At 43.2% G+C, this 15,045-nt stretch carries 9 protein-coding genes and 1 tRNA gene; 7 read left to right on the forward strand and 3 right to left on the reverse strand.

Features of this window, described 5'->3' with window-relative positions:
- Nucleotides 1-9: 9 nt before the first annotated feature.
- Nucleotides 10-1,944: a DNA primase gene (dnaG, locus tag NXR94_RS13305; protein ID WP_258105145.1), complete on the reverse strand. Its 1,935-nt coding sequence runs from the start codon at nt 1,942-1,944 to the stop codon at nt 10-12.
- A 164-nt stretch (nt 1,945-2,108) separates the two neighbouring features.
- On the opposite strand from dnaG, the gene NXR94_RS13310 reads away from it, so the two are divergent.
- Genes NXR94_RS13310 through NXR94_RS13335 form a run of 6 tightly spaced genes read left to right on the forward strand, consistent with a single transcriptional unit; the run spans nt 2,109 to nt 11,923 of the window.
- Nucleotides 2,109-3,203, forward strand: coding sequence for an Mrp/NBP35 family ATP-binding protein (locus NXR94_RS13310; protein WP_258105146.1), 1,095 nt, complete (start codon nt 2,109-2,111; stop codon nt 3,201-3,203).
- A 12-nt stretch (nt 3,204-3,215) separates the two neighbouring features.
- On the forward strand, nt 3,216-3,494 hold the full coding sequence (locus NXR94_RS13315; protein ID WP_258105147.1) for a NifU family protein: 279 nt from the start codon (nt 3,216-3,218) through the stop codon (nt 3,492-3,494).
- Nucleotides 3,495-6,482 carry a T9SS-dependent choice-of-anchor J family protein gene (locus NXR94_RS13320; protein WP_258105148.1) on the forward strand — a complete coding sequence of 996 codons (2,988 nt, stop codon included), beginning with the start codon at nt 3,495-3,497 and terminating at the stop codon, nt 6,480-6,482.
- 51 nt (nt 6,483-6,533) lie between these two features.
- Nucleotides 6,534-9,197: a D-alanine--D-alanine ligase gene (locus tag NXR94_RS13325; protein WP_258105149.1), complete on the forward strand. Its 2,664-nt coding sequence runs from the start codon at nt 6,534-6,536 to the stop codon at nt 9,195-9,197.
- 48 nt (nt 9,198-9,245) lie between these two features.
- Complete coding sequence (locus NXR94_RS13330; RefSeq protein WP_258105150.1) at nt 9,246-10,091, forward strand: PASTA domain-containing protein; 846 nt, start codon at nt 9,246-9,248, stop codon at nt 10,089-10,091.
- Nucleotides 10,088-11,923, forward strand: a complete 1,836-nt coding sequence (locus tag NXR94_RS13335) for a T9SS type A sorting domain-containing protein (RefSeq protein WP_258105151.1) — start codon at nt 10,088-10,090, stop codon at nt 11,921-11,923. The genes NXR94_RS13330 and NXR94_RS13335 overlap by 4 nt, the downstream gene beginning before the upstream one ends.
- On the opposite strand, the gene NXR94_RS13340 is transcribed toward NXR94_RS13335, so the two are convergent.
- Both NXR94_RS13340 and NXR94_RS13345 read right to left on the reverse strand, forming a co-directional pair.
- On the reverse strand, nt 11,920-13,194 hold the full coding sequence (locus tag NXR94_RS13340; RefSeq protein WP_258105152.1) for a site-2 protease family protein: 1,275 nt from the start codon (nt 13,192-13,194) through the stop codon (nt 11,920-11,922). The genes NXR94_RS13335 and NXR94_RS13340 overlap by 4 nt on opposite strands.
- Nucleotides 13,187-13,819, reverse strand: a complete 633-nt coding sequence (locus NXR94_RS13345) for an HAD family phosphatase (RefSeq protein ID WP_258105153.1) — start codon at nt 13,817-13,819, stop codon at nt 13,187-13,189. Before NXR94_RS13345 ends, NXR94_RS13340 begins: the two co-directional genes overlap by 8 nt.
- A gap of 480 nt (nt 13,820-14,299) precedes the next feature.
- On the opposite strand from NXR94_RS13345, the gene NXR94_RS13350 reads away from it, so the two are divergent.
- Nucleotides 14,300-14,373, forward strand: a tRNA-Ile gene (locus NXR94_RS13350).
- The last annotated feature ends 672 nt before the right edge of the window (nt 14,374-15,045 follow it).

The raw sequence follows: 15,045 nt of genomic DNA on the forward strand, positions 1-15,045 counted from the left end.
ATTGATCTATTATTTCACCGTGACATTACCTAAATGACCGGCAATTGTCATCTCTATTTTCTTTAATTCGTGAATTTCGTCCAGCAACTGATCAACTTCCGTTTCCTCAGTAACATTTTTGAGCTTTTTATTCTCAGTTTCAATCAAATGCTGAATAACACGAAACTTCAGCCTTAATATATTGGAATACGTAACGTCCCTTAAAAGTTCCGATTCCTTAGGAACATAAATTTTGTATTTCTTCTCCCAGTTTTCACTCACCTCATATCGCTGGGTGAGCAAATCTACAACCACCTTTTTAACTTCTTCCCTTCCATGCTCAATCAGATACGCTCCGTCAATCAATTCTCCATCCTGAAGCCTTGCCTTAATGACCTCCAAAATTTCCCTGTAAATTGGGTTAATGAAGTTGATTTCCTCTATTTCTGTTAGAAAATAAGCGACTAATTCCTGATCCTGCAACTCCTGATCTGTGATCCGACTTTTCCCATAATTCATGAGAACACGTATGCTCTCTCGCTCCTGAAGTTCTATGACCTTGAGAATATCCATCTTTTCGATGGACTTCTGAGCAGGCATAAACGCTTCGGCAAACCCGTTTTCCATCGGATCAGATGGTTGAGGATGGCTTGCACTCCCTTTTTTGAAAAGAATTTTGTTTTGCTCAGAAATGAGAACAGATTCATCGATTCCAAGCAGATCACTACATTCTTTCAGGTAAACCGTTCTCTTGATCGGATCATCGATTTTGGCAATGGAGGTTACCAAATCCTTGATCACACCTGCCCTTTTTATCGGATCATTTTGCGTTTCATCCAGAAAAAGATGCGTCTTAAAACGAATGATGTCCTGAGACTCACTTTCAATAAAGTGCTTGAATGCGCTGGTTCCCAATTGCTTAGCGTAACTGTCAGGATCCTCTCCTTCGGGTAATGCAACCGCTCGTACGTTGAGGCCTCCCTCCAGCAGCATATCTATACCACGAATACTGGCTTTGATACCTGCCGCGTCACCATCGAAGATAACCGTTACATTTTTCGTGTAGCGGCTGATAAGTTTGATTTGATCCTCCGTTAGTGCCGTTCCAGATGATGAAACCACATTATGCACGCCTGTCTGGTGCATGCTGATCACATCGGTATATCCTTCTACGAGGTAGCAATTGTCCTCCTGGCGGATGGCCTGTTTCGCCTGAAACAAGCCGTAAAGGATCTTGCTCTTATTATATAGCTCTGTCTCCGGGGAGTTAATATACTTGGGTTGCTTCTTATCCTTAACCAGAATTCTGGCACCAAAAGCGACCACCTTTCCCGAGATATTATGAATAGGAAACATGACCCGGTTTCTGAAGCGGTCATAAGTCTTTCCCTCCTCCTTTTTGTTAATGATCAGACCGGCTTCTTCCAAAAGGTCCTTATCATAGCCCTTTTCCAGGGCTTCTTTCATTAACCCATCCCACAAGCTCAGACTATATCCAAGCTCAAACTTCTCCAGCGACTCCTCAGAAATTTCGCGCTCTTTGATGTAGCTCAGCCCGACTGATTGTCCCTCCTCATGCTCAAGGAGTTTTTCCTTAAAGTAGTCTTTGGCAAAGTTGAGAACGATAAAAAGACTTTCTCTTTTGTTTTGAGCCTTAATAGACTCATCACTTTGCTCCTCAACAATCTCAATATGGTACTTATTGGCGAGATATCGTAAGGCTTCCAGATAACTCAAGCCATCTATCTCCATAATGAAAGTGATGGCGTCCCCTCCTTTTCCGGAACTAAAATCTTTAAAAATACCTTTGGAAGGCACTACATAGAATGAAGGTGTTTTCTCATTAGAGAAAGGGCTCAGTGCCTTAAAGCTGGACCCAGAACGCTTGAGGGTCACAAAGTCTCCTACAACCTCAACGATATCGACTCGGTTCTTTATTTCTTCTATAGTTGCAGGACTGATCATTCTGGTATTTCGTGGAATGCAAATCTAAAATGTTTTGAGAGGAAACCCTTGCCATCCACATAATGTTAAGGGGTAGTTTAACAGTATAAAACCATCAATAGAGTAATATACTTAGTTTGAGGTCTAATCAGGCTTGATTAACATTGCATCTGATTTGATATAGCATGGAAATAACGAGGGAAAACGTCTTAAAGGCATTGAGTAATGTTCAGGATCCGGATCTAAAAAGAGACCTGGTGACATTGGATATGATTAAGAACGTGGCGATTGACGGCAAAAAAGTAAGCTTCACGGTAATGCTCACCACTCCTGCCTGTCCATTAAAGGAAATAATAAAGAAAGACTGTGAAAAGGCAATCTTTTCACACTTGGGTGAAGATGTTGACGTTGATATTGAAATGTCTTCAACTGTGACCACTATCAGAACCAATGCACCTTTGCTTCCAGGCGTTAAGAATATCATTGCTGTTTCCTCCGGAAAAGGCGGTGTCGGTAAATCTACCGTTGCTGCGAATTTAGCAGTAGCCCTGGCAAAAACAGGCGCAGAGGTCGGACTCATCGATGCTGATATTTTTGGCCCCTCGGTCCCTACCATGTTCAACTGCGAGTTTGAACAACCTACAGTCGTAGTAGAAAACGGGAAAAACATGCTTGTCCCTGTTCAACAATATGGCGTGAAGTTAATGTCGATTGGGTTCCTTAGCCCTCCGGATAATGCGGTTGTTTGGAGAGGTCCCATGGCCAGCAGTGCATTAAAGCAATTTTTGGGAGATACGAACTGGGGGGATCTTGATTATCTATTGATCGACCTGCCTCCAGGAACAAGTGATATCCACCTGACCTTGGTTCAATCTGTACCTGTAACTGGAGCTATTGTGGTCACTACTCCACAAAAAGTGGCATTGGCGGATGCAAAAAAGGGACTTGCGATGTTCAAACAACCACAGATTAATGTACCTGTGTTGGGAATCGTTGAAAACATGGCTTATTTCACACCTGAGGAGCTTCCTGAAAATAAATATTTTATTTTCGGAGAAAATGGCGGAAAGAACCTTGCGGAGAAACAAAATGTTCCTTTTCTAGGCCAGATCCCTATCGTACAGAGTATTAGAGAAAGCGGGGATTCGGGATATCCGGCGGTGTTGAAGGATGATATTACGGCTCATGCATTCTCTAATTTAGCAGAGTCTCTGGCACAGCAGGTAGCGATTAGAAACGCTACAATGCAAAAAACTGTGAAAGTAGCGTTAAATTCGTAGGTAAATACGATCATGGAACTAATTGAAAAAATAGAAGGCGCACTGGATAATATCCGACCTTACCTTGAAGCAGACGGGGGTAACGTGAAAGTTTTGCAGGTAAGTGAAGATATGGTGGTACAACTGGAGCTACTGGGAAATTGTGGGTCCTGCCCCATGTCAACCATGACATTGAAAGCGGGTGTTGAAGAAGCCATCAAACGTGCAGTTCCTGAAATCAAAGCTGTAGAAGCGATCAATATCACTGCTCCTGACGACCCTAACGCCAAGCTACCTCAAACGATGGTCTGAATGAGGCTGTGGTGGGTATTAGCATTTATCATACCGCTTTGGGCCGGTGCACAGGAGCGCTGTGCCACTGATTACATTGATCTTAACACCAATCGTCAAGAGACAAAAGAGGCGTTCTCTAGCTGGATAGATAAAAAAATAGCTCAGAAAAACGCCAGTCGCCGACTTTACGATCCTCTTTCAACACAAAGCATTTACACCGTTCCGGTCGTTTTCCACATCATCCACAACGGGGAGGCCGAGGGTTCAGGAGTTAATATCTCCTCCGACCGAATAGAGGAACAGATAGCTATCCTCAACGAAGATTATCGCCGACAGAACTGGAACGCCTCGAGCACTCCTACCGAGTATGAATCCGTAGCTGCCGATGCTGAAATAGCGTTTGTATTGGCAAAACAAGACCCGGAAGGACTTCCTACTACGGGAATCACCCGAACGGAAGGCAGCCAACCGGAATTCAAGGACAGTGAGGTCAATAAGCTAACCGCAACCATTCAATGGCCACCTGAAGATTATATCAACATCTATGTCACCGACCTGAAAGACATCCTTGGGTTCGCGATTTTTCCTTTTTCGGATGTTGGGGGACTTGAAAGCCTCTACGACAACATAGCCGAGCAGGATGGGGTCTTTCTTGACTATGAGTTTGTAGGAAACAATGACGATCCTTCATTGGAGTTTGAATCTTACGGGAGAACAGCTTCACACGAAATCGGTCATTACTTTGGGCTGTTGCACACCTTTCATGGTGGTTGTGGCGGACCTGGAGATTATTGCGCCGACACTCCACTTCAAGGTGGCTCGTCTATTGGTAAGTGCACTACTCCTGCTACGAATACCTGCGATGAAGAAATTCGCCCAATGATTGAAAACTATATGGATTATACAGACGACGCCTGTATGAGCCTGTTTACAACGTGCCAAAAAACACGCATGCGCACCGTCTTGGAAAATAGTCCAAGACGTAAAAGTCTACTCACAAGCCATGCCTTAGCGCCAGCAACCATTGTCGAAAATGACCTCGGCATCAGAGAAATCAGGAATCCATTGAAATCCAATTGTTCGCCTGATTTCACTCCTTCTGTTCAGGTAAGGAATTATGGTTCTAACCTCATATCGAGTTTCAAAATAAAGTTCTCTATTGATGGGCAGGAAATAGAGACTGCCAGTTTTAGTAACGCCCTTGGGCCGCTTGGCCTGGTAGTGGTGAGTTTCCCAACACCACAAACTGTAGAAACTGACTCCGCTTTTTTGGCATCATTTGAAGTGACCGAAGTAAATGGCGGAGCTGATGGAAAGGCATCCAATAACATGAAGGAAGTTCAAATAAACCCTACCATCACCAGCATTGCTCCTTACACTCAGAGCTTCGACAGTTCGGATTATATCATCACCGAAATGGAAGAAGAAGGCCTGACCTCTCAATGGTCAGTGACAACTGCTCCTGATGCAGAAGCTATGAATCGAGCGGCTGTACTTCCCTATTTTAATAACACCCAGAGCTACGGTATTAAGGATATGCTTCTAACAGCACCACTGGATCTATCCTCCTTAACATCTGCTCAACTGAGTTTCAAATACTCCTATTCCGGCCGAAGTTTTGATGAGTATGGAGATGGCCTCATCGTCGGTATTTCTACTGATTGCGGACAGACCTTCCATTACAGTGATTACGTTTTCGTCTTATCGGGCAATAACCTGGTTACTACCACAAAAACAAATTTCAGTTTCACCCCCTCTTCCCCTGCTGATTGGCAACAAGTGGATCTGAACATTACCCCTTATCTGGGTATGGGTGAAATACAAATTGCTTTTATCGGAGTCAATGGCGGCGGAAATAATATTTATGTTGACGATGTAGTGGTCAGCTCTGCCAACCTTCCGGCTTATGATATCGGCCTTAGAAAATTAACCGATGCAACTGTATTTACCTGCCAGGATCAATTATCTCCCGAATTGAATATCAGAAATTATGGCTATGAGGTTATCGACGAGCTGGAACTAAAAGTGACTATTAATGGAAACGCAAACATTCAGACCTTCAACAGTCTTGGTATGGTTTCCGGACAAAGCGAGGATTTGACTTTTAACCTGTTGAATCTGCCCGCTGGGGAGAATGATATTCTGTTCGAAATTATGAGTATTAATAGTCTGATGGATTCATTTCCTACGAATAATCAGCTTAAGTATCATTTCGTAATTGACGCTTCGGAGGATGCGATCCCTTCGAAAGAAACATTTGACAAGGAGGAGCTTCAATGGGGCGTTAGTGAGATCAATGACGAGCCCCTCTTTGAGATTGTTTCCCTCGAGGAGCGCACCAACAAAGTACTCAAGACCAAATCCTTTAACCAGGGTATGGTAGGTTCAGAAACCTATTTGGTCAGTCCTACTTTGAAAACGCTGGATTATGAATCTGCTGCTGTTCGTTTCAAAATGTCCTATGCTTCTCGTGAAAATCATATAGATAATCTAAAAATACTGCTTTCCAACAATTGTGGTCGCACCTATACGATGGAGGCTTTCAATGAAAATCTTGGGGACCTAACCACCAAAGTATCCGACTCGACATGGGTTCCTCAAGATGATAGTGACTGGCAAACCATACAAGTAGATATCACCGAATACTTAATCTCTCCCTCCTTGCGGGTTGCACTCGTATTCACGAATGGACAGGGAAATAGTCTTTTCCTCGATGATGTGGAAGTGCTAACCTCAAGCGACACTTCACAGATAGCTTTTGAGGACCGGTTTACATTTTATCCGAATCCTGCAGAGAAGTTTTTCTACATGACATTCAACTTACCGGAAAAACAGCCTGTGCATTTTCAACTGGTGGACATGAGTGGAAGAAAGGTGATAGAGCACGTTTATGAAAACACCCTGAACCAGCGATATGAAGTCATTACGCCCGACGAAAAAGGTTTTTATTTGATTGTAATTAAGGGTAAGGATGTAAGCAGGGTTGAAAGATTATACATACGCTAATAAAAATTAGTAATCGGGTTATTTTTACCCATCAAGGAGTAAACAAGGGACATGAAAATAGGAATCATTTTTGGAGGTCAGTCGAGAGAAAGGGAAATATCATTTGCAGGAGGCCGTACGGTTTACGACAACCTCAATAAGTCGCTTTTCACCCCAGTTCCTATTTTCGTTGATAGTCTTGGAAACTTCATCCTCCTCAACTGGCATTATTTATACAAGGGCACCATTCGAGATTTCTACCCTGCCGCCGAGCATACCCCTGAGAGCAAACACTTTTTCCAGATTTATGTAGAATCCATTGCCAACAATAAAGAGGCGGTTGAAAAAAGCATTGACAAGATCGGTCGTAAAATACAGCCGGAAGAACTTAGAGAATTAATTGACTTTGCATTTCTGACGCTTCATGGTCCTTATGGAGAAGATGGAAATATTCAGGGCATACTGGAATGGTACGGCATCCCTTACTCAGGTGCAGGGATCTTACCGGGAAGTATCGGTATAGATAAGAGTATTCAAAAGAACATCATCAAAGGCGCTGGTTTTGATGTGCTGAAGAGTGCCATTATCAGTCGTGATCACTGGCTCGCATCTAAAAAGGAATTTGCAGATGCCATAGTCAAAGACTTTGGCTTTCCAATCGTGATCAAAGCCCCTCATCAGGGTTCATCCATTGGGGTTAATATCGCCAAAGAAAGATCAGAGCTTGAGAAGCTGATCAATAGGTCCTTTTTTATTGAGGAACTAAATATCGATGAGTGGAAAAGCTGGAATGACGACGAAAAAAGACAATACCTAGTAAGCTTTACGGATATCCGAGAAGGCCTCGGATTCCCGGTTATTGCCAACGGACGCATGATCCGCCACCCTGAAGATCTTTGGGTACTTCTTGATCATGCAGATAAGAATATCAAGTTGGAATCTCCCGATGGCGAATCCATGCTACTCATTGAGGCTTTCACGGAAGGAAAAGAATTCTCTTGCATCGTTATTGAAGATGATAAGGGACAACCCCTTGCTTTGCCTCCCACGGAAATAAAGAAATCTCATCAGCTTTTTGATTATCGATCCAAGTATTTACCAGGGATCTCAAGGAAGATTACGCCTATCGAATTGCCGGACAAGGAGATCAAAAGGATCAGATTGTCTGCAGAAAAGCTTTTTAAGGACCTCAACAGCGAGGTCTATGCGCGTATCGATGGATTTTATACCGTAAAAAGAAAGATCATTCTAAATGATCCGAATACCACTTCGGGCATGCTTCCCTCCTCTTTCTTTTTTCACCAGGCAGCAGAAATTGGCTTAAATCCATCCCAGTTCCTGACTTACATCATCGATCAATCACTAAAGGCCAGATTGAGAACGGGTAAGAATATTTTCAGGCTTCAGTCTCTTATTGAAAGGCTCGATGAGGCTTTGAAAAATGAGTCCAAACAAAATACAGACAAGATCAGGGTGGCTGTGATCATGGGTGGCTTTTCCTCTGAACGCCACATCAGCGTAGAAAGCGGCAGAAACATCTATGAAAAATTAGCTTCTTCTTATAAATATACTCCGGTACCGATCTTTTTAACTGGAGATGAAAAGGAGCATAAGATGTACCAGCTGCCGGTCAATATCATGCTGAAGGACAATGCAGATGACATCAGGGAAAAGGTGACTGCCACAGAACACGAAAAACATGCAACCATTGAAAAAGTCAATGAACTGGCAGCGCCTATTAAGTCCAGGTTTGCCTATGAACACTCACTGGACCTGGAGGAAATCACTTATGATATCCTGAAAGAACGGGTGGACTTTGCGTTTATCGCGCTACATGGACGACCGGGTGAAGACGGCGCGGTTCAGGAGCAACTCGAACAGCGCGGGATTCCTTACAATGGATCTGGTATCGAAAGCTCAAGGGTCTCTATCAACAAGTATGACACCAATGAGTTGCTGGCGCAAAATGGCATATTGGTAGCCAAACATGCCCTGATGCAAAAGGCCGACTATCTGAACAACCCGGAAGGCTCCATCAAACAAATGGAATCTGACTTTGGATATCCTTTTATTGCCAAGCCTGCCGACGATGGTTGTTCCTCAGCGGTCAAGAAGATTAAGTCAAAAGAGGAATTTCAAGCCTTCTGCGAGATGATGTTCAGAAATACTGAGGCATTCCCTGAAAAGCCCAAGAAGGTATTGAAGCTGAAAAACAGTGAAGAATTCCCTCAAAAAGATTATTTCCTCATAGAAGAACTCATCTCTTCCAATGGTGCGGACAAGTTCCTGGAAATCACCGGAGGTATGCTGACCCATATGAATGATGATGGCTCCATTTCTTTTGAGGTTTTTGAGCCGTCGGAAGCCCTCGCCAGTGGTGAGGTGCTATCACTGGAAGAGAAATTTTTAGCAGGAGAAGGTCAAAACATCACTCCCGCCCGCTTCGCAGATAGTCAAAAGGAATATGACCGGATCGCCTCATCTGTGAAGGAGACACTTGAAAAAACTGCCCGCCTTATTAATGTAGAAGGCTATTGCCGAATTGATGCCTTTGTCAGGGTCTTTCCTGACAAGGTAGAGACAGTTATTATTGAAATAAACTCTCTACCGGGCATGACTCCGGCCACAGCCATCTTTCATCAAAGCGCAATCAATGAAATGAAGCCTTACGAATTCATTGACCGCATCATCACCTATGGTTTTGCAAAACAAAAGCGGGATGCTATCTCGGTTTAATAAAAAAGCCCATATTTATCAGTTGATTTGAATCGTAACTAGCGAAAAATGTCAAAAGAAAGGACCTGGAAACATTTATTAATTAACCTCGGAATTATTACCGCACTGGCCATTACCTTCATTTTGGTCTTCTTCTACAGCTATCTGCCAAATATCACCAATCATGGCGAGTCTATTACCGTACCCGATGTCCGTGGACTTACCGTTGATGAGCTGGATGATTTTTTAGGCAGTAGAAACCTACGTTTCGAGGTCACCAAAGACTCGGGGTACTCGGCTACCGAAAAGCCACTATCTGTGCTCAAGCAAGTACCTCTTCCTGACGCTAAGGTCAAGGAAAACAGAAAGATCTATGTCACACTAAATGCCAAAACACCTCCATTGATCAGGATGCCAAAACTGATCGAGGGCTCAGTTAAAAATGCAACGCTCATACTTCAAACTTATGACCTCGTGCTTGGAGATATCATCTACGTTCCGGACAGAGACCTTAACTATGTCCTGAAGCAGCAAATTGATGGCAGAGAGGTGATGGAAGGCGAGAAAATCCCGAAAGGATCAAAAATTGATCTGGTAGCCGGAGACGGACTGGGTCAACAGCAGCTTTCTGCTCCGAATCTCATTGGCTATGATCTGGAAAGTGCTCAGATCGCGATTATAGGATCCGGATTAAAAGTTGGCGAAATTACGCGCGATAAAGAAAATGTTGCCGTTGTAACTACGGTAGACTCTAAAGGTAATGCAGCATCTTACAGAACGAAAGTAAGACCTGGCTGCATCTATAAGCAGTCTCCAACTAAAGGCGAAGAAATGACTTTAGGACAAACTATGGATCTGTGGGTTTACTCTCCCGACTCCATTGACCTGGCACCAACTATTTTGGACGAACCTTGAGAAAACACTTCATTCATATTATTATTTTTCTGCTGGCCACTCCCAGCCTGATGGCCCAATTAAGAGCGATTCCCATCAGGTCATATGATGTGCAGGCCGTAACTGCTGATACCACACTGGCACTGCCTTTTTGGGAGGATTTCGCACAAACAAAAGAAACGCCGGACAGCATACGTTGGAGATATGGAAGTGATGTTTATGTGAATGATGGCCTTGCCATCAATCCTCCAACCTATAATGTGGCCACGCTGGATGGACTTCGTGGCGATGGTACTGCTTATGACATCGCGAATGAGATTGTTGGGGAGACAGACAGCCTTGTATCACAAAAAATTGACCTGAGTGGCCTGGGGCTTTCGGACAATGTATTTATGAGCTTCTACTGGCAGGCCGGTGGTAATGGGGAATTGCCTGATGATGATGACTCGCTTAGTTTACAGTTTCTAAATATTGATGGCTCATGGGAAACCGTTTGGAGCATCATCGGAGGAACAGCAACAGCTGACTTTAAGCAGGAGATCCTGGGAATATCCGCAGCTAAATTCATGCATGCGGGATTCAAATTTAAGTTTCAATCCTACGGAAACGTGGCAGGTCCTTTCGATGCATGGCATCTTGACTACATCTACATTAATAAATCCCGAAGTATCAATGATCTGACTCATCTGGATCGAGCGGTGACGGGAAATCTGGACCCGCTGTTTGCGTTGTACACCCATGTTCCCGCCAAGGTATTATTTGAAGATCCGTCAAGGTTTCCACTTAGTCAGGGCGTTTTGGTTTCTAACCTGGACGACAAAGTGCACTCCTTTGACATCTATTATAAACTTGAAAACCTAAATACGGCAGAAGTTTATGTTGACCAGCTACACCCGATACAAAGTTTACAGCCGCTTCAGCTTTTGAATATCCAAACCGAAGCGATATTCTCTCCATCAGATGGGATCATCCTGTCACAAGATTCTCCGGCGGATTCACAGGTGGTCAGAAGTACTTTTTACATGAATAGTGGTGACAAATTCCTTTTTGAGGAAACGAATGAAATGGGGGATTCCCTTTTCACGGATGTGGATTTAAGACAAAATGATACCCTCAGCATTGATTATACTTTACAGAATTTCTTCGCTTATGACGATGGCACTGCAGAGTATGCCTACGGAATCAATGTTAACAAAGGAAAAATAGCTGTTCGCTATGTCCTTCCACGGGCAGACACGCTTTCGCACATAGATATATGCTTCCCCTCCATCAACCCAAGTGCCGTTGGTGAACAAATCAACGTGATGGTTTGGTCAAGGCTCGAAGAAGAGAAAATAATCGCCATTCAGTCCCACACCATTCAGGAGAACACTCATAGAAACATGTTCCAGAGGATCAAACTTCAGTCTGCAAAATATGTCAATGACACCATTTACATTGGATTTCAGCAACTTAGAGAGGATTACATTGGGGTTGGGTTTGATAAAAGTAATCCGGATGCGATGGAGACCATCTGGACAAAGACGACTACCACCATGTGGGAGCAAAATGATCGCCTCGCAGGGGCTTTTATGATTCGTCCGGTGTTCGCGGCCGACAGTACCTTCATACTAAGCACAGAAGAAGTATCGACAGATCAAGTTCCGAATATTGTTGTTTATCCTAACCCTTCCTCCGGAACAATTTGGGTTGACGGAGCTCACGAGCATGTAGAAGTTTACAACCTCTCAGGATCAATGCTCTTCAGAAGCAGCAGGCAGGATCAATACCGACTGGACGTCAAACCCGGCCTTTATATTCTTCGCGTCTATAACAAAAACAAGATCAGTAGTCGAAAGCTTATTATCCGTTAGATCTCTACTATAATTGGCTCCGGGCTAAAGGACAGCACAAACACAATCAAGGCTATCCAGCCAAGAATTTTTCTACTTAAAGAAATAGGTCGGTTATCCAATACCGGTGGATGATAGATCCCAATAAAACGACCCAAAAATAACCCAAACAACAACCATCCGCTGTATCCTTCAAAGCCAAACATCGTGTGAAGCGTAAACTGAAGCGCCATGATCACGGCCGCATAGGTAAAGCGGTCCTGTCGGCTTTCGAAAATGGAATACGCACAGATATAAAGAAAGTACAGATACCCTAATAGAATGGCTACAAATGTGAACACACCTTCAAAGGAAGTATCATGCATTTGCCTTACGTCGATGATCCCAAGTCCTGCATAAAAAAGAAAAGCCGTGAACAGCACCAATGAAATTTTACGGCTGTTTTTCTCACCAAACAACCCGAAAACCACATGTCCACCATCAAGCTGTCCAATGGGAAGTAAATTCAGGGCTGTGAAAAACAGCGCCAGTAGCCCCGCCAACAGATATGGATAGTGCATAATCTCCTGAACACCGGGTATTCGTGATGTATCCTTCACGAGATATTTTTCTACCAGGATGAAAAGCAAAGGCTTATTGAAGTAGAATGATCCGTAGCTATCCAAAGCTTCAAAATCAGGGTATGTCCATTCACCGGGAGCTGATTCTTTCAAATGCGCCAATGAATCGGCCTGCCTCGCCTCCTGATAGCTTAGGAAGTGCTGCTGACGTGCGAACTCATCCGTGTAAACATGATCTTTATAATCTGCTCCGAATTGCTCATACTCTGGGTGTATTTCAAAGATATACTCCATCGGAGGCAGGTGAGTATAAGCATAATAGATCACACCGAGTGCTATCACAAAACCCGCTAGTGGTCCTGATACTCCTACATCAAAATAATGCTTACGTGTACGGATCTTATCCTTGATCCGAATAAAGGCGCCCATGGTTCCCAGTGAAAAGGCTCCGAAAAAACCCAGCCAAAAAGGAATGTAGAACGGAAGCGTCACCTTAATGCGATGGTACCTGGCCGTGAAGTAATGCCCAAACTCATGCACAGTAAGAATTCCCAAAAAGGGCAATGAAAACATAAAGCCCTTATTAAAATCACCCAACGTCATCAGGTGATCTTCCGGAACAAAGAACAGCCATTTAGAAAACATCCATTCTACGCCCGCCAACGTAGTAGTGAATATCGTTACCACCAGTAGTCCTATCTGGATCAGTAAAGTTTTTTGTTCTTTATTCATATCCCAAAATCTTGAAGATCTGATCAGGGTATTCCACCTGCTCTGATTGCATTCCTACAGCAATTGCTGCCTCCACATTTTCTGCCTTGTCATCCAAAAAAAGTGCTTTAGACGGGCTGGTTAAATAATTTTCGATCACATATTCATAAATATCCGCCTTCGGCTTTCTCAGGCCGATTAGATGAGAGTAGATAGGATGGTGTACGTAGTGGTCCAGTCCCGAGACGCCTCGCTCCTTTCTGATCTTGTCCTCAAAGAAGATCTCATGAAATTCATTAGTATTGCTTAGGATCAACACCTGATAAGATTGGGCGAGCTCTTTCAAAAGATCCAATCTGCGCTCGGGTATGTCCCCTATCATGAGATTCCAGGCTTCTGAAAAATCATCTGCATGGATATCGGCTCCTAAAAATTCATTACAGGCTGTTACAAATTCCTCAGATGTGAATTTTCCTGTCTCGTATTTGATGAGCAGATCTGTGTCTTTTATCAGGGCCGGGATGTCCCTGGAGGCATCCGGAGCCAGTTCTGCAAACCGATCCAGCACTGCTTGCGGTTGCAGATCTACGATCACGTTTCCCAGGTCAAAAATTATTGTATCTAATTGAGAGAGTCTTGAAGGCACTTCGTTGTATTATTTGCGGCAAATATCTAATATTGCACTCCCAATTCAAAAGCGGATGCAAGTCCGTTTTGGGATAGGTATTTCGAACCTATAAAACAGTTAGTTAGAGTAACTGACTGGCACGCATAGTGTCATAATCAGTAAGTCTCACAACTAACTACAAATTGTAGAATATAGGATTAGAACCTATAAAACAGTTAGTTAGAGTAACTGACTGGCACGCATAGTGTCATAATCAGTAAGTCTCACAACTAACTACAAATTGTAGAATATAGGGATTAGAACCTATCAAACAGTTAGTTAGAGTAACTGACTGGCACGCATAGTGTCATAGTCAGTAAGTCTCACAACTAACTACAAATTGTAGAATATAGGGATTAGAACCTATAAAACAGTTAGTTAGAGTAACTGACTGGCACGCATAGTGTCATAGTCAGTAAGTCTCACAACTAACTAATATATTACAGAATATAGGAAAATGGGCCTATAACTCAGTTGGTTAGAGTAACTGACTCATAATCAGTAAGTCCCTGGTTCGAGCCCAGGTGGGCCCACAAAAAGCCTTTTACATTGTAAAGGGCTTTTTTTATGAATATGAATAAAATTGATTAGTTCATTCCTTTCCTTATCCCTCGGCACAGCCGCGCAAGGTCTGGATAGATGGAAGTACATTGAAAACCTGACTTTGCAATCAATCTACTTCAAAGATATCACTAAGTCCCTGGTTCGCCCCGATAGCTATCTGGGCAGGTGGGCCCACAGAAGCGAAGTTCAATGAACTTCGCTTTTTTTATGCGCAATGTTTTGAGTTGGCTTACTAAGGATCAATCGGTGTTTCTGGGGGGATCAACCAAAAAATCTGTAGTATCTTTTGATATAGGTCATTTAGATAATGATGATCATGTATCTGTAACAAAATTCATTTATCCATTCTAGTGTATCCCAACCGGCTTTCTTCAGTCATTTTCTGCTACTTTTTCATCGGACCAGGCGTCCCCTCAAAAAGCTGGCAAAATCCAGACTGAAGTCATATTGACCCACATTTTTTTTCTTGATCCGTTATATGGTTTTCATAACTAATATTTCCACGGATTGAACCTGCCCATCATGTAATCCTGACATTGTATGATCAGTACTTTTTCTTTCCCATTATCCCAAATGGGCGTGAAACCGTAATCGTAGCATAAATAATATGTGGCGCCTTTTGTTGATTGATAGAGATTTGT

The organism is Marinoscillum sp. MHG1-6, from assembly GCF_024714475.1.
In the GTDB taxonomy this organism is placed as follows: Bacteria; Bacteroidota; Bacteroidia; order Cytophagales; family Cyclobacteriaceae; genus JAMZMI01.